Genomic DNA, 25890 nt, shown 5'->3' on the forward strand with positions numbered 1-25890 from the left:
TATGAAGATGTTGCGCGATCAGCTGTTCTGGCTGATTGCTCTGTTTGTGGCGCTGATTTTCTGGCTGCCTTACAGCCAGCCGCTGTTTGCTGCCTTGTTCCCACAACTGCCACGACCCGTTTATCAGCAGGAAAGCTTTGCAGCTCTGGCACTGGCTCATTTCTGGCTGGTGGGAATTTCGAGTTTGTTTGCGGTGATCATTGGTACTGGTGCCGGAATTGCTGTCACTCGCCCGTGGGGTGCGGAATTTCGCCCACTGGTGGAAACTATTGCCGCCGTTGGGCAGACTTTTCCGCCCGTCGCGGTGCTGGCGATTGCCGTTCCGGTGATCGGCTTTGGTCTGAAACCAGCGATTATCGCCTTGATCCTTTACGGCGTGCTGCCCGTCCTGCAGGCGACACTTGCCGGGCTGGGAGCGATTGATGCCAGCGTGACAGAAGTTGCGAAAGGTATGGGAATGAGTCGTGGTCAGCGACTGCGTAAGGTCGAGCTACCGCTGGCAGCTCCGGTGATTCTGGCGGGTGTACGAACTTCGGTGATTATCAACATTGGCACGGCGACGATCGCCTCAACGGTAGGGGCCAACACGCTGGGTACGCCGATCATCATCGGGCTTAGCGGATTTAATACCGCGTATGTGATCCAGGGAGCGTTACTGGTGGCACTGGCGGCGATCATCGCAGACCGCCTGTTTGAAAGGCTGGTGCAGGCGTTCAGCCAGCACGCAAAATAAAGGTATAACCTGCGAGCATGACGCCACCAATTCCGCCTAACGCCATAAACAGGAACAGGGCGATGACCCCAATTTTAGCTATGCGCATAATGCACTCCTTATGTTAACGAAAGGATTGTACAGTAAAGCGTATTTGTTAACGAATCATTAAATGTCGAGTGGGAAAATATCATGGCCTTGTTCCTGCCAACTGGTGAGTTGCTGCTGTTGGGCGGAGGTTCGATTATCACCGCACCATACCAGCAATGTACGGCCTTCGAACAGTTCAGGGCGTAGTTGATTGAGCGAGTGGGCGAGGACATCAATGCGCCATCCTTGTTGACTGGCAATCCAGCCCTCCAGCCACAGACGAGTGGTATCCTGAATATTCCAGCCAACCACCAGTGCATCTTTACCCTGTTTTTTGCGCGCCGAAGCCAGGCAAATAGAGATGTAGTTGATCAGTACGCCGTCGAGGATCGCCAGCAGCGCCTGGAGAGTCGGTTGTTGGCACTGAAGCCGTCGGCGCAGAGGAATAAACAGATGTGTGGTGAGTGTCTGGGCGGGGTAATCCTGACCGCGCTCTTTGATCCACGTTCGCAGGCTATGCAGATTGCCGCTTTGCAGGTAAGTCAGTAATGTTTCTTGCTGATCGCGCCAGCCGTTCTGCACATCAACATTTTCATTACTGAGCAGCATTTTTACTTTGCTGACCTGCACGCCGTTGTCGATCCAGCGTTTGATCTCGCGGATCCGGTCAATATCGGCATCGTTGAACAGCCGATGACCGCCGTCTGTCCGTTGCGGTTTCAGCAATCCGTAACGCCTCTGCCACGCGCGTAACGTGACAGGGTTAATATCACAAAGCAACGCCACTTCACCAATTGTGTAAAGCGCCATCGTCTCACCCTTGCTCGCGAGGTCCCGGTTTAACTTTAGACGCAGTTTTGCGAACCAGGTAGTTTTGCCCGTTTTTTATGCATCTATAGGGTGATTTTATTTTTGCCAGGCGATTTTGAGTGATCGTACTCACGAATTCTCATTTTTCTGCAAGAGTTCAAAGAAAGTTAAACGCAAGCAATGTATGTTACGCGTTTTAAAGGGAAGTGTGGTTTGCGGGTATGTACGATTTTAATCTGGTGTTGCTGCTGCTTCAGCAGATGTGCGTTTTTTTAGTCATTGCGTGGTTAATGAGTAAAACGCCATTATTCATACCGTTAATGCAGGTCACGGTTCGTCTGCCGCATAAATTTCTCTGCTACATCGTCTTTTCCATCTTCTGCATCATGGGCACCTGGTTTGGGTTGCACATTGACGATTCTATTGCCAATACCCGTGCGATAGGTGCGGTAATGGGCGGCTTACTCGGCGGTCCGGTCGTCGGTGGGCTGGTTGGTCTGACCGGCGGGTTACATCGATATTCGATGGGGGGCATGACCGCGCTAAGTTGCATGATCTCGACCATCGTTGAAGGATTGCTCGGTGGCCTGGTACACAGCATCCTGATCCGTCGCGGGCGCACTGATAAAGTCTTTAACCCCATTACCGCCGGTGCCGTCACGTTCGTCGCTGAAATGGTGCAAATGTTGATTATCCTGGCGATCGCCCGACCTTATGAAGATGCGGTGCGTCTGGTGAGTAATATTGCTGCGCCAATGATGGTCACCAATACCGTCGGCGCGGCGTTGTTTATGCGTATATTGCTCGATAAACGCGCGATGTTTGAAAAATACACTTCGGCTTTTTCTGCCACTGCGCTGAAAGTGGCGGCCTCGACGGAAGGCATTTTGCGCCAGGGGTTTAACGAAGTGAACAGCATGAAAGTGGCACAGGTGCTGTATCAGGAGCTGGATATTGGTGCAGTCGCGATTACCGATCGAGAGAAATTGCTGGCCTTTACCGGAATTGGTGACGACCACCATTTACCCGGCAAACCAATTTCTTCGACTTATACCTTAAAAGCGATTGAAACCGGTGAAGTGGTCTACGCTGATGGCAACGAAGTGCCTTACCGTTGCTCTTTGCATCCGCAATGCAAACTGGGGTCGACGCTGGTCATTCCGTTGCGTGGTGAAAATCAGCGAGTGATGGGTACCATCAAATTGTATGAAGCCAAAAACCGTTTATTCAGTTCAATCAACCGCACGTTGGGCGAGGGGATTGCGCAACTGCTTTCGGCGCAGATCCTCGCCGGGCAATATGAGCGGCAAAAAGCGATGCTCACCCAGTCAGAGATCAAACTGCTTCACGCCCAGGTGAATCCCCATTTTTTGTTTAATGCGCTTAACACCATTAAAGCGGTGATCCGCCGCGACAGCGAACAGGCCAGCCAGCTGGTGCAGTATCTTTCCACTTTTTTCCGCAAAAACTTAAAGCGGCCTTCGGAGTTTGTTACTCTCGCCGACGAAATTGAACATGTGAACGCTTATCTGCAAATTGAAAAGGCGCGCTTCCAGTCGCGGTTGCAGGTCAACATTGCTATTCCGCAAGAATTATCCCAGCAGCAATTGCCCGCGTTTACCCTGCAACCGATAGTGGAAAACGCCATTAAACATGGGACATCACAACTGCTGGATACAGGGCGAGTGGCAATCAGCGCCCGACGTGAGGGGCAACATTTGATGCTGGAGATCGAAGACAATGCCGGTTTGTATCAACCGGTAACCAATGCCAGTGGGCTGGGGATGAATCTGGTGGATAAGCGTTTACGTGAACGGTTTGGCGATGACTATGGGATAAGCGTCGCCTGTGAGCCTGATAGTTACACCCGAATAACGTTACGACTACCATGGAGGGACGAGGCATGATTAAAGTCTTAATTGTCGATGATGAACCGTTAGCACGGGAGAACCTGCGCGTATTTTTGCAGGAGCAGAGCGATATTGAAATCGTTGGAGAGTGTTCAAACGCCGTAGAAGGGATCGGCGCGGTGCATAAACTGCGCCCGGATGTGCTGTTTCTCGATATCCAGATGCCGCGCATCAGTGGTCTGGAAATGGTGGGGATGCTCGACCCGGAACATCGCCCGTATATTGTTTTTCTCACCGCGTTTGACGAATACGCCATTAAAGCCTTTGAAGAACATGCCTTTGATTATCTGCTGAAGCCAATTGATGAAGCGCGACTGGAGAAAACGCTGGCGCGATTGCGTCAGGAGCGCAGCAAGCAGGATGTTTCGTTGTTACCGGAAAATCAACAGGCGCTGAAATTTATCCCTTGTACGGGGCATAGTCGGATTTATTTGCTGCAAATGAAAGATGTGGCATTTGTCAGCAGTCGGATGAGCGGTGTCTACGTTACCAGTCACGAAGGGAAAGAGGGCTTTACCGAACTGACATTACGTACCCTGGAAAGTCGTACCCCACTACTGCGCTGCCATCGTCAGTATCTGGTTAACCTCGCGCATTTACAGGAGATCCGTCTGGAAGATAACGGCCAGGCCGAGTTGATTTTGCGTAATGGCTTAACCGTGCCGGTCAGCCGCCGTTATCTGAAAAGCTTAAAAGAGGCGATTGGCCTGTAAAAGACTGCTAAAATGGCTTTTTGCCTCATCAACACCTGAAGGCCTCATGCTAAGTAACGATATTCTGCGCAGCGTGCGCTACATTTTGAAAGCCAATAATAATGACCTGGTGCGTATTCTGGCGCTGGGTAATGTCGAAGCCACCGCGGAACAGATCGCCGTCTGGCTACGTAAAGAAGACGAAGAGGGTTTTCAGCGTTGTCCGGACATTGTTTTGTCTTCATTCCTCAATGGCCTGATTTATGAAAAACGCGGCAAGGATGAGTCTGCTCCGGCACTGGAGCCGGAACGTCGCATTAATAACAACATCGTGCTGAAAAAATTACGCATCGCGTTTTCGCTTAAAACCGATGACATTCTGGCAATCCTCACCGAACAGCAGTTCCGCGTATCGATGCCGGAAATTACGGCGATGATGCGTGCACCGGATCATAAAAACTTCCGCGAATGCGGCGATCAATTTTTACGTTATTTTCTGCGTGGACTGGCAGCGCGCCAGCATGTGAAGAAAAGCTAAGACGGGTATGGCGGCCATGCGAAACATGGCCGCCGACAGATTATTTCACTTCTTTAAAACCAGCGGCTTTCATCACCAGTTCCATTTGCGCCATAGTGATACCTTTTTTAGCATCTTCAGCAGAAACGTTGATTCCTGAAATACCCTGCAGGGCTTTAAAATCCACTTTTTCCATATCAATAGTCACGTTTTCCTGCGCGTAGGTATCGGTATAGGTTAATTTTTCTTCAACACCCGCGATGTTTTTGTATTTAGCGCTTAACGGCTCAAGTGTCCTGGCGGCATCTTCTTTGGTGGTTGCACCAATGGAGGCAAATTGAATTTTGGTTTCAGAAGATTGCTTAAGCACCTTGTCACCTTTGTAGACATAGGTAATGGCAATTTCAGTGCCGTTCAGATTGGCGCTGAATTTCTTTGATTCTTCTTTGTCACCGCAGCCAGCAAGAGAGAAAACCAGAACAGATGCAACAACAAGGGAAAACAGCTTATTGAAAGCCTTCATGTAAAACTCCATTTTATTTAATCAAGGAACTGGTGACTCTCACCAGGGGCTATATAGGATATGCCTAATACTGTGGCGTGAGCAGTCCGGAACAGGAGTAGAACTCTTAATAAAAAGCACTATTTCATCCTTGTTGCTGAAGCATGGGGAATAATTGTTCGCAAAGCAAAACACCGTTATTCATTGCTTCTACCCGTGCCTCGCTTTCTGTATTACGAAATTGTCCCAACACATGTGCCAGCCGATAAAAACCCACCGCGGTGAGGTCATTCGCCAGCAACTCTGCCTCACCAATAGCACTCTGTTCCTGATAGCGCCAGCCGTTATGGAGCAGTTGAATAAGTAACGCCTGGCAGCGCATCAGCAACTGATGAGCGGTAGGCGGCACAGGCAGAACGCTGGCAGAAGGTAGCGGTGCCACAGGCGCAGTTTCTGCGTCCAGCGCCCAGGCGCGGGTTTTTGTCATCATCACCCGTGGTTCCAGTGTCAATTGCCCCTCTACAAAACTGACAAAGCCAGAAACCAGACTCACGGGGTCGTCTGTTTGTTGCAAAAGCGCCGCCATGCGTTCAACGGCAAAAGGAGAACAGGCAGATGCCGGAAGGGATAACGTCAGCACATTATCTTCCCCTTCGCCGCTGATTACCTGCGCATCCAGCGTCTGGCGGCTGCTATCCCAACCGAGCGAAATACACTCCGCTATCGGCAGAATAAATAAGTTATCGACCTGGTTGATTGGTCGTATGCAGGCGGGGGGACGCTGGCGTAAATATTCCCGCAAAGCCACAATGCCCGGCTGGCGCAACGGTGCGCTCAACATTTGCCAGGCATCAGGCGACAGCGGCACAACGCTGCTTAAGCGGTTGCGGGTAGCTAACAGCAGCTCGCCATCGGCACTGCGTTTTGCTGCTTGTGAAATAATTTGCCCACCGGCCAGTGCGCCAGCCTGAAAACTAAACAGCCGACGCGTCGCTGCCGGTGAGTTTTCCTGTTCGCTTCTCTGCCAACTACGCGAAAGATGCAAAATACTTCCTGTGTCGGGATCGGTAAACCAGATGCGTAAACCATACTGCTCAATATCCTGCCAGCAACGCATACCTAAAGACACCAGCCGCAGATGATCAAGTTTTGCTTCTCCGGCAATACCAGCGCCAACGACCGTGCGCCACGGCATGGGAGGAACTTCACCGATACTGTCGCGTCGCGCCATCTCTTGTACGCAATTTAATCGACTGTTTAATGCCGCAAGCTGACGTAAGCATTCTCCGGCATGGTAGTGGCTGGCACGGGCGTGGAAGGCATCAACACTGGCGCGCAATTGCCGTAGCGATTCACTCACCCATCGCCAGTTGCAGCGTTCCGCCGCTTGTTGCGCGCGACTGAAAGCGGCCTCGTAATGGATTGGCGGTTGACTTATCCCGCCCAGCCATAATGCCTGGCTTAATTGCTGAACATATTGACGACACGTTTTGCCTTCTTCGCTGGCAAACGGATCATCAGATGATGTGACGTGTTCACTGCGCATCTGCCAGATTAAATGAGTAAATTCCGCTTGCTGAGTTTTGGCCTCGACGAAGGCCTGCACAGCCAGTACGACATGTTCGCAAAGTGTGCCTTCAATGCAATCACAGCGTGCGAAGCGAATGCTGCTGCGGGAATAAAAACGCACATCGCTCATCGGTAATCGGGCAGAGGGAATTTCGTCAGGCGCACAGAACAACTCAATGGTGATGCCTTTAGCGACCAGCGCCTGCGCGCGTTTGCGGGTGGCATCGGGCAAGGTAGCCAGTTCTTTCAGCCAGATTGCCGGATCCCACTCTTCTTCTTTTTTTTCCGTAGGCTGGGCGGTGGCACAAAGTCGTTGATAACTTAACACCAGCATCACGCGATGACGGCACATGCCGCTGGCCCCGCAGGTGCACTGAGCCTCTTTCAGTGCCTGGCCGTTCGCCAGCTGGGTACGGACACCGTCACTGAAGGTGGCGATTAAAGCGCCGTTCTCATGACTGATTTCCGGGACGTTGCCATTTTCCAGTTCCTTAAGGCTGCGCTTAACAAAACCGGCATTGCTTAACGCCGTCAGTGCCTGTGGTGTCAGTTCTAATAATTCCGGACGTAGTGAATTCATGACTGAAGATTCTCCGCAAGCCAGGAAGCCAGCTCGCCCGGTGTCATTGCGGCTATTTGTGCGCCGACATTAACCAGCGCCTGGGCCATATCGCGGTCATAGCAAGGCGTTGTGGTGCTGTCGAGCGCTGCCAGCCCCAGCACTTTGATGCCGCTCTGGACACACTTTTTCACCTGATGCGTCAGCAATGATGATGACCCACCTTCATAAAAATCGCTCACGAGAATAATGACACTTTTTGCAGGTTGTTCAATAAGTTGCCGACCATACTCCACGGCACTGGCGATATTGGTCCCGCCGCCCAGTTGTACTTTCATTAATAACTCTACCGGATCAGCAACGTCTGCCGTGAGATCAACCACGCTGGTGTCAAACGCCACCAGATGGGTACGAATACCGGGTAACTGCCATAAACAGGCCGCCATCACCGCAGAGTGGATCACCGAATCGACCATCGATCCGCTTTGATCAACCAGTAAGACCAGTTGCCATTGTTCGCTTTGGCGTTTAATGCGGCTGTTAAAGCGGGGGGATTCGATATACAACTTGCCGTGTTGCGGGTGCCAGTGTTGCAGGTTGGCGCGCAGAGTACTTTTGAAATCAAAGTTTCGCGCCAGTGGAATAAATGAGCGGCGACGGCGATCGCGGACACCAGAAAAAGCCTGACGAACTTCCTTTGCCAGTCGAGCCATAATTTCTTCAACAACCTGGCGCACTATCTGGCGGGCGGCAGCCAGTACTTCGGGATTCATCAGATGTTTGGTGTGCAAAACGGCGCGTAGCAGGCTTTCCGAAGGCTGCATACGTTCCAGCACGTCGAGATTCGTCACCACATCTTCAATGCCGTAGCGCAGCACGGCATCGCTTTCCAGCCGCTCAATCACCTGTTGCGGAAACAGCGTGTGAATGCTGTTGATCCACTCAGGGGTGGTGAGATTTGAGCCACCTAATCCACCGGAGCGTTCACCACGCTGGAGCCGTTCAGGATCGCGCCCGTACAGCCACTCCAGCGCGTGGTCTATCTGCCGGGCGTTGTCATCCAGCCCACAAAGCGTCGTTTCTGCCGCTTCGCCAAGAATTAATCGCCAGCGTTGTAGCTCACGGGGGGTCAGAAGATCGTTCAGTTCAGACATGGAAAACTCCCCAGTGTTGCAGCGATGCCAGTGCCTGCTGTTCGAGTTGTTGATGATGTGCAATGGCTTGCGGTGGACAATGCAACGGCATTTGCAGCGCTGAAATGGGAAGCTGTGCGAGCTGGTAATGCTCAAGCACCTGATGCGCCAGCGTCCCGCGTTCTCGTGGTGGTAGCCAGGCCATCGCCGCGCGTAAATCGGGCAGGGCGTTAATAAAATCGTCGTCACTCAGTTGATTTAAATGACTACTGAAACCGGCGATAAATGCCGGCTGACAGGCCAGTTGATGGCGGGCCAGCGCCAGCAAACCGTGCAGCGCCTCGCCGGATTGTGCCGGGGATAACTGCGCCAGCATCGTCAGCGCCGCTTCGGCACTGGCGTTGGGATGTTCCAGACGCATTAGTGCGCCAAGAGCCGCGCCGCGATCCAGCGCCGGGGCATGAATCGCCTGACTGCGTCGCTCCAGTAAGGCTACCGCCGCAGAAAGAGAAACGCCGGGTAAATTAACGCCGCTATGTAGATCGCGCAGGATATGGCAAAGCGCTTGCCAGCTATGCAGGTGAGCGTGAAACTCCTTTTCATCCGGTCTGCCGTTAGATTCACACAGCCACAGCGTGCGATCGATAGCCGCGCATAACGTCGTTTGTAATATCTGCGCGCCTTGCATACCGCTGATTTCATCGAGCTGCCACAAGGCGTAAAGCACTTCCAGCGCCTGGCCCATTTCGGCAAACTGATTTTCCTGGGCGATTAATAATGTAAGTTGCTCCAGTAATTGTTGACTGAAGGACGCCAGACCCGCTAACGCCGCCTGGCTAAGACATGTGGTGATACTGCCGATTCCACCCGCGTCCAGCATATCGGCTTCTAATTTATGGCGTGCGGCTTCCTGGAGTGTGGCACCAAAGCAGGCGGCCTCAATTAATGCCGCATGTTGGCTAAGCGGGCGGGTTAATTTCCAGCGTTCTTCACCGTTGCCTGCAAGTGTCAGTGTACTTCCCTGCTGGCGCACAACCCCTGGGATCTCCAGTATTACCAGCCGATGTAACACCTGACTTTGCGCCAGTCCATCGGGGGTAAAGCGATTTAAGGTAAGCTCCGCCGGAAGAGAGATTCCGGTACGTTCCAGTTCGCAGGTGACATCTTTTGGCAGAGGTGGCTGTGGCGTCGAGGGGGCAAGTTTACCGAATCCGTCACCCGCTAATGTGTCTATCAACGTTAGCAGAATCGGATCGGTATCGGGATGAATAACTCCGCGGTAGCTCCATGGCAACGGCGCATTCAGGGCTTCTTTAATCAGCGAGCCAGCTATGGCATCCAGCCAGTCAGTGCGTAGAGGTAGTGTATGGCCGCGCAACTGTGCCAGTGCCATCACATGCAGATGAGCTGCAGCCATATCAGCGGTAGAAGCGGGCAATTTGTGCTGGCGCAAACGGGTAAGAACCGTTTTCAGCAGTTGTTCACCTGCCTGCTGTAAGCCACACTGCCAGCACCAGTTTTGCCAGACTGGGGCAGGCATTCCGGAAAGGTATCCTGCCAGCACATCAAGGCGCTTTTCACTGTAGGGTGTGAGATAACAACCAGTAACGGCATCTGCCAGCGAGGGCAATTCTGGCTTGTTAATTTCCTGCGGGCATTCGCGCCACATGTTTGCCAGTGCCGGAGCGTGCCAGCCACCGCAGACGACTAACACGTCGCCATTATTTTGCTGCATCGCCCATCCAATCCAGCGGGCCATAAAGGCTTCGCGCTGACGATTGAGAGCATCTCCGGGGGAATCGCCCCGCAGTTGTGCAAAATAGTGCGCCAGCGCAGAGGGTAATGCAGTTTGCTGGCTTTCATCTTCGAACAAGTGATCCCACAGGGTGTCGCTGTTATCCATGCGGGTGGCACGCAGCAGCAAGGTCTGGCTTTCCTCTTGCGTATCAGGCGAATCGTCCTCTTCTTCACTCTGCGCCCAGCAAGGCAAATCGATGAAGTAAGTTTGTGCCTGAATACGACGAGCGGCTTGTAGCGCCTGCCACTCCGGCGAAAATTCAGCAAATGGCGTCCAGGCACCACGCCCGGGGGCCGCACCGTCCTGATACTGGCAATAACTGTAAATAGCTACCGGAAGCTGGTGGGCTAAAAACAGTTCGTCTACCCGGTCATTAAAATCAGCCGGGCCTTCAATCAATACGTATCGTGGCCGCTGGCTTTCGATTAACGATTTCACCAGCCGGGCGCAGGCCGGGCTATGATGCCGGATGCCGACAATTAACGGCTCGCTCATGCATCTTTCCTCACGGCAGGCGGTGGCGGGCTTGATAATAAGCCTGCCAGTGAGCTTCTTTATGTGTGGCGACACGCTGTTCGAAGTAACGGCGCAGGCGCGCGCGATCTTCTTCGTTATCTTTGACGATGGTTCCGGCAATACAGTCCACCAGATCGGCTGGCTCACCTGCTCGATTCGCTAAAAACCAGGCGCGGACGCCCACCGCGTGGGCCACGTTCACGGCTTCAGCGGTGGACATAATCGCTGTTAGTGTATCCATTGACGTTTTCTTTTCGCCGTTGGCACGCAGATCGCGAAAGGTGCGGACCAGTAACTCCAGTACCGCGTCAGGCACTTTATGCGGAATGCCGCTATGGGCCAGCAAACGCGCCGAAGCACTGGCGACAAGCTCCAGCTCCTGGGCGAAATCCATAATCGGAAAGACAGTTTCAAAATCGAAGCGACGCTTTAGCGCGGCACTCATTTCATTGACGCCGCGATCGCGCGTATTGGCAGTGGCAATAATATTAAAGCCTTCCCGTGCATAGAGCTGGCTGGCTTCACCAGTGAGTTCCGGCACCGTCATCACCCTGTCAGAAAGCATACCTAACAGACAGTCTTGCACTTCCAGCGGTGTACGCGTTATCTCTTCAAAACGGACGATTTTGCCGTCGCGCATTCCCTGGTAAAGCGGGGCAGGAACCAGCGCTTCCGTTGACGGACCATGATTGATAAGCAGGGCGTAGTTCCAGCCGTACTTGATTTGATCTTCGGTGGTAGATGCGCCGCCCTGGATGGTTAACCTGGCATCGCCGCTAATAGCGGTTGCCAGTAATTCAGACAGGAGAGATTTTGCGGTCCCCGGTTCCCCCACCAACATCAAACCGCGCCCGGTGGCAAGAGTGACTAACATGCGTTCGACAGCAGAGGGACTAATCACCACTTTACGGCTAATATTTTGCGCTTCGTCGCCAAGGATAAAAGCACGGGCCGCAGGCAAACTTAACTGCCAACCTGGCGGGCAAGGTGCGTTATCATTTTGTTTTAATTTTGCCAGTTCAACGGCGTATAACACAGCAGCAGGCGGACGCTGCAGGTGATTATTCTGCGGTGACATATATTCATCCCTGAAATGTATTAATGAAATAAACGATATTTTACGCGCAATAACTGTTTGGCGCATTAGTTGTTTGAGCGGAAAATATCTGGAAAGCAGATCGCAAAAAATAAAAAAACCTGCTGGTGAGGCAGGTTCTTTTATTTACTACTTTCAGGCCTAACACCGCAGCCTGTGCAACATCGTGTTCCAACGAACGAATTATAACCACCGCTGGACCCCGTTGCAATTAAGATAATGAGATTTATAATCCTGACTGTTGGGAGGTTGCGCCGGATCGAACCAATTTCAAGTCCTGGCTACCGGACGGGTGGTGCTGTAGGTGGTGCCCTGATCCGGAGTGCAACATCGTGGTCCAACATACGTAAACCAGTATCGACAGGCAGTGTAAGGGTAAGGTGCTGGTGTTGCGCTCCTTAATAAGGAGAGCGGATGGACACGCTGACACAAAAGTTAACCGTGCTCATTGCTGTACTGGAGCTATTAGTGGCTCTGTTACGGTTGATTGATTTGTTGAAGTAACGGGCAAATTGAAACGCATCTAAGGGGGAATACCGTTTCCCCCTTTAATAAAGCTTTACTCGCCATACTTCAAGTTGCATATGCTGCGACTTGAAGTATGATGAGTATATTATTCTATTTCTTGGTTGAATATATTCTGTAGTTCACAATTAAAAATTGCTATTACAGTTTCATGTGATTCACCTCGTAATTTCCGCTCATCAATAAACTCATCTCTTGTATAAATCAACGCATCATTTATTAGTGGTCGGCATCTTCTCGATCACGTTGATGAAATGTTGGATGTAGCCGGAATCGCTCCAGTCGATAGACGGAACCTGTAAATAATTCAGAGCATTTATGGATTTCAAGTCTGAAAGAAAACGGCTCTTCAGGTACAGGGATCTCATAATCGTAAATAGCAACCAGCTCTTTTTGCACGATCATCGCTTCCCCCGCTGGTAGGTCGTGTTGATAACGGGCAGTTGCATCACTGCCCGCTGTGTTTTAATGGAAAATAACGTCGGGTGCGCTTAACGCTTCACTCAAATCAAACACATCAAGTTCGGCAAAAGTGACGGATTTATTGTCACGGTAAACCCGAAGAGAACGGAAGCTCATTAGCGCTTTGCTATCAACATTGTAGTGGTTAAAGCCGGGTGAAAACTTAAGGACCAGCCGGTACGCACCTAAGTCATAGACAAATGCGTCCTCATAGCCTGACTCCCAGCCTTTGTATCGCATTCCCATAAGTTGACCAACGGTAGCGGATTTACCTTCCCAGCGAGTCAGGCTGTTACTGGCTGACTCGTCAGGTGTGAGCAGCACCGTGCGCCGCGCCAACTGGCGAAAAGGCGGCATAATTTCGTAATCGGCAAAAAGCTGTGCAAATTCACTGCGCATTTCTGCTGCCATTTCTAACGGGTGGGCAATGCCAATCAGAGCATCTGCAGGCAGGTCAATGGACTCATCTTGTGCATTGCAGAACTCCCCCTCTGCGGCCACACGAAAGGCGTTGAGTAAACGACGCGGTTCATTTGCCGGATAAACCCCCCATATTAATCGCTGGGTAACCAGGCGGGTAAAGGGATGATTAACAAACAGAGAATGAAAATCTGCCAGCGACCAGCGTCGGGTGGTGCGCAGGGCAGTTTCAAGACGCGGGAGCAGGTTTTTGCTCACCTGAGAGGCATCTTTTTTTAGCCCTTTTAGTCGGGCCAGTGCCTCGGGGGCTTTCAGTTGATCGTCATCGGCGCGCAACCGGGGAACGCTTTTCTGGCGAACGTTTTGTTGATCGTAGATAACCGGGTTGAGGTTTTCATCGAAGCGAACGGTAAATTGCCGTGGACCAAAATCAAAAATCAACGCCTGCGGATCATCAAGACCCAGTGTTGGGACTAATCTGTCCGCTAACTCTTCCTGGCTTAGCCCGCGATTTTCTGCGACCACCTGAAGAAATTCCGCCGCGTTATCACGTAAGGAGCGGGATTTCGCCCGTTGGGATATATGGTGCAGCTGTATCAGCGCCATATCATTATTCATCAGGGTAAGGATGTTCAGGCCACTGACAGCACGGGCAGATTTGCCTTCTTGTGGCCAGGCGAGGATCTGTGTCGTCAGATCCCGAGCCGTGCTTTCGTCACCAAAGAGACTTAACGCCAGAAATGCCCAGTTGTCTTTTGCGGGGGCTCCAGCTTGTTGCCACGCGGTGAAAAGATCCCAGGCAAAAGCTGCCAGCGTTTGCGGCTGGCAAAACGTTTTCAGCTGTTCCAGTCCGCCATAAAAACGTCCGCCCTGGGTAAAGCGCAGCATTTCGCCGATAATTTCCAGAGCGTCATCGGTAACAGGCTGATTATTCTTGATAAGGCGCGGCCTGGACCACATTGCCGGATGCCAGAAATCAGGAGCTTTTGGAATACGTGCCGGGTAAATTTCTATTGGACCCAGTTTAAGTAATTGCTCCAGGGCAGGCCATACATCTGTACGCTGCCAGCGGTTTGCCACGGTTTGCAGTAATTCGCCATGCCCTTGTTCATACAGTAAACGCAGGGCAAGTAATGCAGCTTCGCTATTATCGCTGGGTTTTGTAAAGACAAGAGGGATAAGTGCAGTAGCCGTATGTTCCGGCCATTGTAAAATCCACTGGCGAGCCAGATCACGCTGCGCCGCGAAACGTCGCCAGACGCGGGCAACGGGCAGGGCCAGTTCTGTTGCGCCGAAATTTAAAATTAACGGAAATGTTTCTTTTGGATGATGTGAAAAAGCCAATAACAGGCCAGGTAATGTATCCAACCCGAGGATACTGAGAAAATAGTCCTCACCCGCGAACAGATGCTTTTTCTCATTGATACGCAGCCAGAAAGTCAAAGCCATCTCACGCGGCAACTGTGCCAATAAATACAGGTTCCAGACACTCTTTTCCGGACGATAACGTGAGTAGCTATCATTTTCCCAGGTGTTAATTAACGCTTCAACGTCGCCGGAACGAAGCGCCTGTTCGGCTGATTTTGCTTCCGTGGAGTGCCAGCCATTGTTGATTTCCTCTACTCTGCGCGGGGAGTAATGCCACTGACCCACTAATGATTTGCGCGCCGCATCCAGTTTGCCGGGCAGTATATAATTCCGGAACAGCCATACATCATCCCCAAAACCTAGCTCCTGTAGTACAACTCGACCACTTTTTCGTTCCATGCGTTCCGTAAAAGATCCCGTGCTGAAATAACGGGCAGACTCTGTGGCGGCAAGTCTCTCTCGTTCGCCTGGTTGCCAGCGGGCTTTGGGCGCTAATTCAAGAGGCACTAAATCAAGGCGCAGCAATGCCGTTTTTTTCTTACCTCGCCACGGTGGAGAAACAAGTATTTCTGGCAGGTCGTTGCTATGAGTACTCTCGAAAGCAAGTTTTGGCGATGCCGATAAATAACCATTCACCACTGCCTGGGCTTGAGTACTTAACCACGGCATCACCTCTTCTGCCAGTTGTGGCTGCGATGCCATCAGCGTTTGTAACAGCGTATGCCAGTATTCATCACGTGCTTTTTGCTGTGCAGGCAGCTTTTGGTCTTCGATGATGGGATAACCAGGGCGCGCAGGGGGGGCTTTTAACGCCAGCAGTTCTGCCAGTGCGGCGAGCGTCGCATGGGGGAAGTTTTTACTGTATTTAGCCACACGTTGCAGGCTGGGTTTGTTTTTATCAGCCACCAGTAGCAAGGTGCGGATGACTTGCGGATGGTTAATTTGTACCAGCAGACTGCCGCAATCTTCTTTATGTGCATACATCGCGAGGCGCGGAACGGCTGCCAGTCCTTGTTCGCGCAAAAGGGCAGCGCAGGCCGCGTAACCGAAGTGGTTTTCATGCGACATGTAGCTGGCTTCTCGATCGCTAAATATATCCTGGCTCCAGTAGCGTGCGAGTTCTTTCACCGCCTTAGGGTCATCAGCAACAACTTTTAACCACTCTTTTGAGCGAAAATGAGTTTGCGAACATTCAAGGCTTACCAGCTCGTTGGCGATTTCGGGTTTTTCCGGGAGGTTCAGAGCAATAAAAGGGCGGCGAACTTTGGTTATTCCTGGCAGTGCGGCAATGAGTTTGTCGGCGCAACGCTGCCAGCAGGTTTCCTCTGCCAGAGAGAGATGCTTACGTAATCGGAGATCGAATTCGTTATAGGTTTCTGAGCGATAACCATAGCCATAGTCCTCGTTCTGATACTGCAATGTTACTACCAGAGGATCACTCTCATAACACCGTACAATAAACTGGCGTGCAATCACCACCTCAGTTGCATATTCCAGCCCCTCTTGTTGGACGATTTCGTCGAGCAACTGTTGGCTATCATTTTGCGCGATACAGGCTAGCGCCGCCATTGTCCGGGCCGTGATTGAGGGTTTGTGTTCGCCGATCAAGTTGATGGCCTGCGTGATGGCGGACTGCCACTCCAGTGAAAAGTTTTCATAACGCCAGACAATGTTTTTTTTCTTCTCTGCTTTTTGTAGCAATTCATCACCCAGTGTCTGAATGATGCTTTCAGTGATAACAGGCACCGGTTCGCCTGGCCAATTGCGATGGCTGAGTGGTGTTTTGCCTTTTTTATATTTAAGTTCCAGTTGGGCGTTATCCGCCAGCCACGGTAATTCCTTGTCCATGCTCTTTCCTTATTCAAACAGGGCTTCAATATCGTTAATTAGCTCGCTGGCGGTGATGGCATCGAGTACGGAGAACTGCGCTTCCTGTGTTGAATTACTCCCCCTGCCATAGCTTTCCGCTTTGCCTTCCCATAGCCACAGCTTGCTTAAGAGTTGCTCGGCACTCAGTTCGGCTGGCGACATGCCTACCGCAAAACCTTCATCGATTTCCATGATTAACGACCAGCGGCCCAGGGGGTTGATCATCCAGCCGATCCAGCCAGCATCCTGCGGGGTGCCCTTTATCCAGCCTTTATTCGCCAGCCCCATTACCCGACCACTCGGGCATTTTCTGCCTGTCCAGCGTGTCAGTTCGCTGGCGTTGCGCTCGGCTTCTGTCAGCGCGTAACTGTTACGATCAAGCTGGCGGAACGGTGGTAACAGTTCGTAGTCGGCAAAAAGCTGCCCGAAGGCGGCAGCATCCGTCGGTGATATTTCCAGAACGTGAGGAATACCAATAGAGATATCGCCTTCCGGCAGGGTGAAAAGATCATCGTCAGCGGTGCTGTAGCTGTTATCTTCCGCTACGCGAAAGCAAGCCAGTAGCTGGTTTTCGGCGCTATAAACGCCCCAAATCAGACGGCGGGTTAAGTGGCGGACCAGCGGATGCTCAACCAGGAAGAGCTGAAAGTTTTCCGGTGACCAGCGGCGACGCAGGCACATGGCGGATTCCAGCCTTGCTACCTGCTGGGCGGCGACGGTACGCGCATCTTTTTTCAGCAATTTGTAGCGGTTAACAGCATCGTTCGCCTGTGATTCATCATCGCTTTTGTTTGGTTTGGGCAGGTCTTTCAGACGACTGCCGGAAGCGTCACGCACAAACGGTTTTAAGGTTTCATCAAAGCTGACGGTGAACTGGCGTGGGCCGAAATCCAGCAACAACGAACCATTATCATCCAGACCGAGATCCGGTGCTAACCGATCTTCAAGCTCCGCCACCGTGAGTTCGCGGCTCTCGGCAATGTCGGCAATTTTTTCTTTTGCCCGCTCCTGTAATGCTTTGAATTTCAGTTTCTGGGCGATGCCGTTAAGCTGCATCAGGGCGATATCACTACCGATAGCAGCGAGAATATCCAACCCGACGGTGGCGCGTTTATGCTGGGATTCACCAGGCCAGGCGCGAATCAAAGGCGTCAGTTTGCGGGCGGTGTCATCGTTACCGAGAACGCCTAACGCAGTGAACGCCCAACTCTCTTTCGACGGCGCGCCAGCGGTCTGCCAGGCGGTAAACAGATCCCAGGCAAATTCAGCCAGTGAGTCGGTGGTACAGGCATCTTTCACCTGCAATAATCCCGGATACAGTGCCTCTTCCTGAGGGAAGCGGAGCATTTCACCGAGGTGGAGGAGTGCGCTATCAGGCAGTGATTGGGCGTTTGCTTTTAATAACGGGCGCGTCCAGAGCGATGGCTGATAAAAGGTCGGAAGAGTGGGGATTTTTGTCGGGTGATTATCTAAGGGATCGAGCGCAAGTAGAGCGTTCACCGCATCGGTTACTTCCGGCTGGTTATAACGCCGGGCGATTTCTTGCAGCAATGGCTGATGACCGTTTTCGGTAAGCATACGCAAGGCAGCACGGGCGTTGTCCTGTGCTTCACTGGCTTTGCCGAGCGCTGCAGGCAGCAGGCCGGTAATGGCGTGTTCCGGGTATTTCAGCAGCCAGCTACTGGCGTCTTGTCGTAATGTTTTGAGTTTGTTGAAGGCGCGGGCGACGGCAGGAGCCAGTTCCGTTGCGGCAAAATAATTAGCAACCGCAAAACCTTCTTGAGGGTAGCGTGAAAACGAGTGTAGAAAACCACTCATACCTGCCAGTCGCAAATAAAGCATGACTGGTTTTATCGCGGTATGCGGCTCTTTGCTGAGAAATTCCCATAGCTTAATCGCTTTTTGCATAGGTAAAAAGGGAAGTGAGTTGAGATGCCACTCCCCCTGATACGGTGCATGGTGGGCTTTAAACATTTGGATGAGTGTAGCGAAGTCCTCACGTTCCCATGCGTCAATTGCCGAGTCAGAAGCGCCGATATATTTATATGTGTCAAAATCCCAGCGGCGATACCCCAGCGAGTAAAGGAAATTTTTAGCACCTTCACCTGGCTTATGCGGTTCCCAGTCCCAATGAGTTTGAAACTCTTTAGCTTCTGTGTCGGTTATTGTGCATATGGATTCGAGGTTGAGCGGTGCTAAATCCAGCACCGGAATCGGCGATTTTTTCTTTTTCGAAAGCCATGGTGGGGAGACTACTATGGCCGGCAGTAGATCGGCGCTGGCATGGTTTGAGGGCTGTGTCAGTTGTTGCTGGCATGATTTCAGCACTGCAACTGCGGGTGTCGAAAGCCAGGGAATGACCTGTTCTGCTAGTGTCGGTTGCGAGATAAGCATCGTCATTAGCATAATGCGCCAACTATTCTCTTCTTTTTGCACTAGAAGTTCCGCCAGTGCTGCCAGTGCTGCGTGTGGGAACGCAGCGCAGGCTTTCGTCATTCGATCGTGACAGCGTTTAGTATGCCCTGCTACACGTATAAGCAGTGTTAATGCGAACGGATGATTGATATGACGCAACACATCGGCGCAGTAGTCACTTGCGACATAGGGAGCAAATCGGGGCAGGGCCGCAACACCTTGCTCCTGTAATACGGTGGCTGACCATATCGCACCACAATAGTAATCATCAAAAATGGCATATGGCTCGTGATATTTTTCTAATGAGGCAAGAATGTGCTCATCAGTCGCCACTATTTTTAGCCACTCCAGCGAGGGTAATTTCTTTTGCCCCAGTAGACGCTGGGCAATTTCATGTGCAATTTCTGGTTTTTCGGGCAATAACAAAGCAATTAATGGTTGCCGCCATTCTGGAATATGTGGAACTGCGGCAATAAGTTTTTGTGCACATTTTTGCCAGAGAGACTCTTCCGCCAGTGATAAATGTTTACGTAGGCGTAATTCAAAGCTGGAATATTGCTGCAAATAATCAGGTGAAATGCCAGACGACAGGAAAACAATATTATTGTTGACATAATCCCATTCAATAGATATTTGTTGAAGATGTATTATTACATCAGTAGCATATTCCAGACCGCCTTCCTGAATAATCTGATCCATAACATCCTCACGCTCTTTATATCTTGTGCATTTCATTTCAAGTGCCGTGAGTACAGCCATTACGGGTGATGGTAGCTGTGTTGTTTTCAGGTCGTCGATCTGACTGATCGCCTGGGCGACGGTGTTTTGCCATTCTAAAGAACAGGCGCTGAAGTCAAATGTGGCTGTTGTATTATCCCGTTGCGACACACTACAGGCTAAGCGACGTAATTGGGTCAATTTGTCTGCTTGCTGAACAGGAACTCCGGGAAAGCGGCGATGACTTAACGTGGTGTGTACAACTTCGGGCGGAAAAACGACAGCAATATCTTTCGCCAGCCACGGTAAAACAGCATCTGTATTTTTGTCAGCCGCACGGGTTTCTGCTACGAAAGAGGGTTGTTCCTGAATAATGGTGGATAAGTCCGCTACCTTGAGAGAGTCCGTTACCGTTTGGGAAGGTTGCAAAGAATTATCCTTCGCTTGCTCCACATATCCCTTCTTCACCTTCTCCGCAATCAGCTTCAGCTCCGCTTTTTCCGCTGCCACAGCATCAGCAAAACTTTTTACCTGGCTTTGCCCTTGGGTACCAACTTTTCCCCAACTGATATGCAACTCGTTTCCCTGTTGCTCCACCGCCCAGAATTTATGTGATTTTTCGTCCTGATAGATAAAGTGTCTCATTCTGCATCCCTGTAATTTTATCCAGTTGAATGCAGATGCTACCAGTATTTATGCGGGTTAGAGAGAGACAAAATCGCAAGAGAACAACTTTAGGAATTTATAAAGAAAAGGCGCTGTCGATGCAGCGCCTTGAAGGGGGATTATTTCACCTGATGACCCGGTTTAGCACCGGCATCCGGGCTTAGCAGGAAGATATCTTTCCCACCAGGACCAGCAGCCATTACCATGCCTTCGGAGATACCGAAGCGCATTTTACGTGGTGCCAGGTTAGCCACCATAATGGTGTGACGACCAATTAGTGCTTGCGGATCCGGGTAAGCAGAACGAATGCCGGAGAAGACATTGCGTTTTTCACCGCCGAGATCCAGCGTCAGGCGCAGCAGTTTGTCAGAACCTTCAACAAACTCTGCGTTTTCAATCAGCGCCACGCGCAGGTCAACTTTGGCGAAGTCGTCAAAGGTGATGGTTTCCTGAATCGGGTCGTCAGCCAGTGGGCCAGTTACCGGTGCGGCTGTGGCTTTTACTTCCTCTTTGGATGCTTCCACCAGTGCTTCAACCTGTTTCATATCGATGCGGTTATACAGCGCCTTGAATGGATTCACTTTATGGCCCAACAGCGGTTGCTGGATACCATCCCAGGTCAGTTCTGTATTGAGGAATGCTTCTGCGCGCTCGGTCAGTTTCGGCAGTACCGGTTTCAGGTAAGTCATCAGCACGCGGAACAGGTTGATGCCCATTGAGCAAATCGCCTGCAGATCGGCATCGCGACCTTCCTGCTTCGCCACCACCCACGGAGCCTGTTCATCGACATAGCGGTTAGCCAGGTCAGCCAGCGCCATGATTTCACGGATAGCTTTACCAAATTCGCGGCTTTCCCACGCTTCACCAATCACTTCAGCGGCATCAGTGAAGGTTTTGTACAACTGCGGGTCAGCCAGCTCGCTTGCCAGCACACCGTCAAAACGCTTATTGATAAAGCCAGCGTTACGGGACGCCAGGTTAACCACTTTGTTCACGATATCGGCATTCACGCGCTGAACGAAATCTTCCAGGTTGAGATCGATATCATCAATGCGCGAAGACAGTTTGGCGGTGTAGTAGTAGCGCAGGCTGTCGGCGTCAAAATGATTCAGCCAGGTGCTGGCTTTAATAAAGGTGCCGCGAGACTTGGACATTTTCGCGCCGTTCACCGTCACATAGCCGTGAACAAACAGGTTGGTCGGCTTGCGGAAGTTGCTGCCTTCCAGCATGGCAGGCCAGAACAGGCTGTGGAAGTAAACGATATCTTTACCGATGAAGTGATACAGCTCGGCAGTGGAATCTTTCTTCCAGTATTTATCGAAGCTTACGCTGTCGCCGCGCTTGTCACACAGATTCTTGAAAGAGCCCATATAGCCAATCGGTGCGTCCAGCCAGACATAGAAATATTTGCCCGGCGCGTTCGGAATTTCAAAACCGAAATAAGGCGCGTCGCGGGAGATATCCCACTGTTGCAGGCCAGATTCAAACCACTCCTGCATTTTATTTGCCACCTGCTCCTGCAACGCACCGCTGCGGGTCCATGCCTGCAGCATTTCGCTGAAAGAGGGCAGATCAAAGAAGAAGTGTTCAGAATCACGCATTACCGGGGTAGCACCAGAAACCACCGATTTCGGCTCGATCAGTTCAGTCGGGCTGTAGGTCGCGCCGCAGACTTCGCAGTTATCGCCGTATTGATCCGGGGATTTACATTTCGGGCAGGTGCCTTTTACAAAACGGTCCGGCAGGAACATGCCTTTTTCCGGATCGTACAGCTGAGAGATGGTGCGGTTTTTAATAAAACCGTTTTCTTTCAGACGAGAGTAGATAAGTTCTGACAACTGGCGATTCTCTTCGCTGTGCGTCGAGTGATAGTTGTCATAGCTGATGTTAAAGCCTGCGAAATCAGTCTGATGTTCCTGACTCATTTCGCCAATCATCTGCTCCGGGGTGATACCAAGCTGCTGAGCTTTAAGCATGATCGGCGTGCCGTGGGCATCGTCGGCGCAGATGAAGTTGACCTCGTGGCCGCGCATTCGCTGGTAACGGACCCAGACATCAGCCTGGATGTGCTCCAGCATATGGCCGAGGTGGATTGAGCCGTTAGCGTACGGCAGTGCGCACGTCACCAGAATTTTCTTCGCGACTTGAGTCATAGTAGGCATTACTTCTTAATAGTGAAAAGGGCTTAGATAGTACCAAATGGGAAAATGTTAAGTAAGTACTTCTCTATATTCTTCAGGTAAACTATCAGCTGATGGTTTATCTATACAAAAAAGGAGTCGGGATGAACGAACAATCCCAGGCCAAATCACCAGAAGCCTTGCGCGCAATGGTCGCCGGGACACTGGCCAATTTTCAGCACCCAACCCTGAAGCATAACCTCACAACGCTGAAAGCGTTGCACCATGTCGCCTGGATGGACGACACGCTGCATGTGGAACTGGTTATGCCATTCGTCTGGCATAGCGCGTTCGAAGAGTTAAAAGAGCAATGTAGCGCCGAACTGCTGCGCATCACCGGAGCGAAAGCTATCGACTGGAAACTGTCGCATAACATAGCCACTCTGAAACGCGTGAAGAATCAGCCGGGAATTAACGGCGTGAAGAACATTATCGCGGTCAGTTCCGGTAAAGGTGGCGTGGGTAAATCCTCCACGGCGGTAAACCTGGCGTTGGCACTGGCGGCGGAAGGGGCGAAAGTCGGCATTCTGGACGCCGATATCTACGGCCCATCAATCCCTACCATGCTGGGCGCAGAAAATCAGCGTCCAACTTCGCCGGACGGTACCCATATGGCACCGATTATGTCTCATGGCCTGGCAACTAATTCAATTGGTTATCTGGTGACAGACGACAATGCGATGGTGTGGCGTGGCCCAATGGCGAGCAAGGCGTTAATGCAAATGTTGCAGGAAACCTTGTGGCCGGATCTCGACTATCTGGTGCTTGATATGCCGCCAGGTACCGGTGACATTCAATTGACATTGGCACAAAACATTCCAGTAACCGGTGCAGTCGTGGTCACCACCCCGCAGGACATCGCGTTGATCGATGCGAAAAAAGGCATTGTGATGTTCGAGAAAGTCGAGGTTCCGGTGCTCGGTATTGTCGAGAACATGAGTGTGCATATTTGCAGTAACTGTGGTCACCATGAACCGATTTTCGGTACCGGTGGTGCAGAGAAACTGGCCGAGAAATACCACACGCAGCTGCTGGGGCAGATGCCGTTACACATCTCCTTACGTGAGGATCTCGATAAAGGCACGCCAACGGTTATCAGCCGTCCTGAGAGCGAATTTACCGCTATCTACCGCCAGCTGGCTGACCGCGTTGCAGCTCAGCTCTACTGGCAGGGTGAAGTCATTCCAGGCGAGATTTCCTTCCGCGCGGTCTAACGCGTATTAACCATTCTGATTATTCTTCATACACCGCAGAGATGTTACATTGATGCGGTGTATTTGTTTTTGCCGCATTAATGAACACTTATTTAATGCTGCGAATATTCTGCGGACCTTCGTCCGAAACTCTACAAAGTCGATTGATCGTACCGGCGATGCTTCATTATCATCCTTCGTGGCTGTGTAGTGGATGTACAGCTATAGTTTGTTATGCACTCATTCTTTCCAGGCATAACCTTTACTACAGGGATAACGTTCAATGAATAAGTACTGGCTGTCAGGAATTATTTTTCTTGCCTATGGATTGGCTTCTCCCGCGTTCTCTTCAGAAACTGCCACATTAACGATTAATGGTAGGATCAGTCCCCCGACATGCAGTATGGCTATGGTTAATGGTCAACCTCAACAGCATTGTGGTCAGTTAACGTATAATGTTGATACCCGTCATCAGGTTTCTTCGCCAGTTAAAGGTGTAACGACGGAAGTGATTGCTGCAGATAGCGATAGCAAACGTCGAATCGTGTTAAATCGCTACGATTAATTTGCCACCCTGGTTTTAATCAGATTTAGAAAGCTTAAATCATTTACATGAATGATTTAAGCTTTTTTTATTGATATTAATAATACCATTTATAGAAATCCACATTAATTAATAGATTTGATAAATATTTAATGTGCTTAAGTATTTGTTGTGTTTATATTGCAATAGTTAATTTGCTTTAAATCAATAAAACAATGTGTTTACATTGCGGCAACTTTTTTGGTGTGAGAAATTTGTTTCCAAGAGATACAGACTCTTAACAACCAAAAATAGATTTTATTAAGGAGCATATTATGAAACGTTCAATTATTGCTGCCGCTGTTTTTTCTTCTTTTTTTATGAGCGCTGGGGTATTTGCCGCAGACGTTGATACCGGAACATTAACCATTAAAGGGAATATTGCAGAATCTCCGTGTAAATTCGAAGCAGGTGGCGATTCAGTAAGTATTAATATGCCAACTGTACCAACTACGGTCTTTGAAGGTAAAGCTAAATACTCGACCTATGATGGTGCAGTCGGTGTAACCAGCAGCATGTTAAAAATTAGCTGTCCGAAAGAAGTTGCTGGTGTAAAACTCTCGTTGATTACCAACGATAAAATAACCGGAAACGATAAGGCGATAGCCAGTAGCAACGATACCGTGGGTTATTATCTCTATTTAGGTGATAACAGCGATGTCCTGGATGTTTCTGCACCTTTCAACATCGAGAGTTATAAAACAGCGGACGGTCAATATGCCATTCCGTTTAAAGCAAAATACCTGAAACTGACAGATAACTCAGTGAATTCAGGTGATGTGTTATCTTCCCTGATTATGCGTGTGGCGCAGGATTAATAAATAAAATTGCAAGATTCTTCAGCTAATTAACATGGCCGCTATCTCCATGGCGGCCTTTTAATTTAAGAGGCATTAAGATGAAAGGATTATTAGCTTTACTCATTTCTTCTATGGTCCTTCCTGCACATGCCGGTATTGTTATCTACGGGACGCGTATTATTTACCCGGCAGAGCACAAAGAAGTGATGGTGCAGTTGATGAACCAGGGAAACCGTTCTTCGCTGATGCAGGCGTGGATTGATGATGGCGATACGTCATTACCACCAGAAAAAATTCAGGTTCCTTTCATGTTAACGCCACCAGTGGCAAAAATAGGGGCAAATTCCGGGCAGCAAGTAAAAATTAAAATTATGCCGAATAAACTACCCACTAATAAAGAGAGTATTTTTTATCTGAATGTTCTGGATATTCCACCAAATAGTCCAGAACAAGAAGGTAAGAATGCACTGAAGTTTGCGATGCAAAACAGAATTAAGTTGTTTTACCGACCAGCGGGTATTGCTCCGGTAAATAAAGTGACCTTTAAAAAGTTACTGGTAAATCGCAGTGGCAATGGATTGGTGATAAAAAATGACTCAGCTAATTGGGTGACGATTTCGGATGTCAAAGCTAATAATGTCAAAGTCAATTATGAAACTATTATGATTGCCCCCTTAGAAAGTCAGAGTGTTAATGTCAAAAGTAATAATGCAAATAACTGGCATCTGACCATTATCGATGACCATGGCAATTATATTAGTGACAAAATTTAATTGCAGGAGCTGCCT

The 25890-nt window shown here is 50.4% G+C and carries 18 protein-coding genes and 1 pseudogene; 8 read left to right on the top strand and 11 right to left on the bottom strand.

The genetic code is table 11. The annotated features are described in order from the left end of the window. The first annotated feature begins 1 nt into the window (after nucleotide 1). Nucleotides 2-733, top strand: a complete 732-nt coding sequence (yehW, locus tag HBM92_RS08435; protein ID WP_000783150.1) for a glycine betaine ABC transporter permease YehW — start codon at nucleotides 2-4, stop codon at nucleotides 731-733. Here yehW and HBM92_RS08440 read toward each other — a convergent pair. Together HBM92_RS08440 and mlrA are read right to left on the bottom strand one after the other, a co-directional pair. After that, nucleotides 714-821 carry a protein YohO gene (locus tag HBM92_RS08440; RefSeq protein WP_001216963.1) on the bottom strand — a complete coding sequence of 36 codons (108 nt, stop codon included), beginning with the start codon at nucleotides 819-821 and terminating at the stop codon, nucleotides 714-716. The genes yehW and HBM92_RS08440 overlap by 20 nt on opposite strands. 59 nt (nucleotides 822-880) lie before the next feature. Then, complete coding sequence (gene mlrA, locus HBM92_RS08445; RefSeq protein ID WP_001240404.1) at nucleotides 881-1612, bottom strand: HTH-type transcriptional regulator MlrA; 732 nt, start codon at nucleotides 1610-1612, stop codon at nucleotides 881-883. A 221-nt stretch (nucleotides 1613-1833) separates the two neighbouring features. On the opposite strand from mlrA, the gene btsS reads away from it, so the two are divergent. The 3 genes from btsS to HBM92_RS08460 are packed head-to-tail and all read left to right on the top strand — an operon-like array spanning nucleotide 1834 to nucleotide 4752. Continuing rightward, nucleotides 1834-3519 (top strand): two-component regulatory system sensor histidine kinase BtsS, encoded by a 1686-nt coding sequence (gene btsS / locus HBM92_RS08450; protein WP_001295431.1) that lies wholly within the window; start codon nucleotides 1834-1836, stop codon nucleotides 3517-3519. Further along, entirely contained in the window at nucleotides 3516-4235 is a 720-nt protein-coding gene (btsR, locus tag HBM92_RS08455; RefSeq protein WP_000598641.1) for a two-component system response regulator BtsR, read from the top strand. The genes btsS and btsR overlap by 4 nt, the downstream gene beginning before the upstream one ends. Nucleotides 4236-4281: 46 nt before the next feature. Continuing rightward, nucleotides 4282-4752, top strand: coding sequence for a DUF1456 family protein (locus HBM92_RS08460; RefSeq protein WP_001295430.1), 471 nt, complete (start codon nucleotides 4282-4284; stop codon nucleotides 4750-4752). A gap of 40 nt (nucleotides 4753-4792) precedes the next feature. On the opposite strand, the gene HBM92_RS08465 is transcribed toward HBM92_RS08460, so the two are convergent. From HBM92_RS08465 to metG, 9 genes and pseudogenes are all read right to left on the bottom strand, one after another. Continuing rightward, on the bottom strand, nucleotides 4793-5254 hold the full coding sequence (locus HBM92_RS08465; protein WP_001296231.1) for a YehR family lipoprotein: 462 nt from the start codon (nucleotides 5252-5254) through the stop codon (nucleotides 4793-4795). Nucleotides 5255-5378: 124 nt separating this feature from the next. After that, the gene (locus HBM92_RS08470) at nucleotides 5379-7382 is read right to left on the bottom strand and encodes an SWIM zinc finger family protein (RefSeq protein WP_001327380.1); all 2004 of its coding nucleotides are present in this window, start codon (nucleotides 7380-7382) and stop codon (nucleotides 5379-5381) included. Beyond that, nucleotides 7379-8515, bottom strand: a complete 1137-nt coding sequence (locus HBM92_RS08475) for a vWA domain-containing protein (RefSeq protein ID WP_001305166.1) — start codon at nucleotides 8513-8515, stop codon at nucleotides 7379-7381. The genes HBM92_RS08470 and HBM92_RS08475 overlap by 4 nt, the downstream gene beginning before the upstream one ends. After that, entirely contained in the window at nucleotides 8508-10787 is a 2280-nt protein-coding gene (locus tag HBM92_RS08480; RefSeq protein WP_001294404.1) for a DUF5682 family protein, read from the bottom strand. Before HBM92_RS08480 ends, HBM92_RS08475 begins: the two co-directional genes overlap by 8 nt. A gap of 10 nt (nucleotides 10788-10797) precedes the next feature. Further along, entirely contained in the window at nucleotides 10798-11886 is a 1089-nt protein-coding gene (locus HBM92_RS08485; RefSeq protein WP_001443078.1) for an ATP-binding protein, read from the bottom strand. A gap of 631 nt (nucleotides 11887-12517) precedes the next feature. Then, nucleotides 12518-12834: pseudogene (yehK, locus tag HBM92_RS08490) on the bottom strand (protein YehK). Between the two features lie 60 nt (nucleotides 12835-12894). Next, nucleotides 12895-16527, bottom strand: coding sequence for a DUF4132 domain-containing protein YehI (yehI, locus tag HBM92_RS08495; protein ID WP_000356797.1), 3633 nt, complete (start codon nucleotides 16525-16527; stop codon nucleotides 12895-12897). A gap of 9 nt (nucleotides 16528-16536) precedes the next feature. Beyond that, nucleotides 16537-20325, bottom strand: a complete 3789-nt coding sequence (locus HBM92_RS08500; protein ID WP_001215659.1) for a DUF4132 domain-containing protein — start codon at nucleotides 20323-20325, stop codon at nucleotides 16537-16539. Between the two features lie 140 nt (nucleotides 20326-20465). Continuing rightward, a complete protein-coding gene (metG, locus tag HBM92_RS08505) occupies nucleotides 20466-22499 on the bottom strand; it encodes a methionine--tRNA ligase (protein ID WP_001350700.1) in 2034 nt (677 codons plus the stop codon). Between the two features lie 131 nt (nucleotides 22500-22630). Here metG and apbC point away from each other — a divergent pair, with 131 nt between their 5' ends. The 4 genes from apbC (at nucleotide 22631) to HBM92_RS08525 (ending at nucleotide 25875) form a co-directional block, all read left to right on the top strand. After that, a complete protein-coding gene (gene apbC, locus HBM92_RS08510; protein ID WP_001005448.1) occupies nucleotides 22631-23740 on the top strand; it encodes an iron-sulfur cluster carrier protein ApbC in 1110 nt (369 codons plus the stop codon). A gap of 262 nt (nucleotides 23741-24002) precedes the next feature. Further along, nucleotides 24003-24284: a YehE family protein gene (locus HBM92_RS08515; protein ID WP_001046487.1), complete on the top strand. Its 282-nt coding sequence runs from the start codon at nucleotides 24003-24005 to the stop codon at nucleotides 24282-24284. Nucleotides 24285-24577: 293 nt separating this feature from the next. Next, nucleotides 24578-25120, top strand: coding sequence for a fimbrial protein (locus HBM92_RS08520; RefSeq protein WP_000830479.1), 543 nt, complete (start codon nucleotides 24578-24580; stop codon nucleotides 25118-25120). Between the two features lie 80 nt (nucleotides 25121-25200). Continuing rightward, complete coding sequence (locus tag HBM92_RS08525; protein WP_000677332.1) at nucleotides 25201-25875, top strand: fimbria/pilus periplasmic chaperone; 675 nt, start codon at nucleotides 25201-25203, stop codon at nucleotides 25873-25875. Nucleotides 25876-25890 lie beyond the last annotated feature (15 nt).

This window comes from Escherichia sp. E.sYA108, from assembly GCF_011754335.1.
Classification (GTDB): Bacteria; Pseudomonadota; Gammaproteobacteria; order Enterobacterales; family Enterobacteriaceae; genus Escherichia; species Escherichia coli.

Coding starts and splice junctions, on each gene's coding strand:
- yehW (WP_000783150.1), top strand. CDS start 2: ATGAAGATGTTGCGCGATCAGCTGTTCTGGCTGATTGCTCTGTTTGTG.
- HBM92_RS08440 (WP_001216963.1), bottom strand. CDS start 821: ATGCGCATAGCTAAAATTGGGGTCATCGCCCTGTTCCTGTTTATGGCG.
- mlrA (WP_001240404.1), bottom strand. CDS start 1,612: ATGGCGCTTTACACAATTGGTGAAGTGGCGTTGCTTTGTGATATTAAC.
- btsS (WP_001295431.1), top strand. CDS start 1,834: ATGTACGATTTTAATCTGGTGTTGCTGCTGCTTCAGCAGATGTGCGTT.
- btsR (WP_000598641.1), top strand. CDS start 3,516: ATGATTAAAGTCTTAATTGTCGATGATGAACCGTTAGCACGGGAGAAC.
- HBM92_RS08460 (WP_001295430.1), top strand. CDS start 4,282: ATGCTAAGTAACGATATTCTGCGCAGCGTGCGCTACATTTTGAAAGCC.
- HBM92_RS08465 (WP_001296231.1), bottom strand. CDS start 5,254: ATGAAGGCTTTCAATAAGCTGTTTTCCCTTGTTGTTGCATCTGTTCTG.
- HBM92_RS08470 (WP_001327380.1), bottom strand. CDS start 7,382: ATGAATTCACTACGTCCGGAATTATTAGAACTGACACCACAGGCACTG.
- HBM92_RS08475 (WP_001305166.1), bottom strand. CDS start 8,515: ATGTCTGAACTGAACGATCTTCTGACCCCCCGTGAGCTACAACGCTGG.
- HBM92_RS08480 (WP_001294404.1), bottom strand. CDS start 10,787: ATGAGCGAGCCGTTAATTGTCGGCATCCGGCATCATAGCCCGGCCTGC.
- HBM92_RS08485 (WP_001443078.1), bottom strand. CDS start 11,886: ATGTCACCGCAGAATAATCACCTGCAGCGTCCGCCTGCTGCTGTGTTA.
- yehI (WP_000356797.1), bottom strand. CDS start 16,527: ATGGACAAGGAATTACCGTGGCTGGCGGATAACGCCCAACTGGAACTT.
- HBM92_RS08500 (WP_001215659.1), bottom strand. CDS start 20,325: ATGAGACACTTTATCTATCAGGACGAAAAATCACATAAATTCTGGGCG.
- metG (WP_001350700.1), bottom strand. CDS start 22,499: ATGACTCAAGTCGCGAAGAAAATTCTGGTGACGTGCGCACTGCCGTAC.
- apbC (WP_001005448.1), top strand. CDS start 22,631: ATGAACGAACAATCCCAGGCCAAATCACCAGAAGCCTTGCGCGCAATG.
- HBM92_RS08515 (WP_001046487.1), top strand. CDS start 24,003: ATGAATAAGTACTGGCTGTCAGGAATTATTTTTCTTGCCTATGGATTG.
- HBM92_RS08520 (WP_000830479.1), top strand. CDS start 24,578: ATGAAACGTTCAATTATTGCTGCCGCTGTTTTTTCTTCTTTTTTTATG.
- HBM92_RS08525 (WP_000677332.1), top strand. CDS start 25,201: ATGAAAGGATTATTAGCTTTACTCATTTCTTCTATGGTCCTTCCTGCA.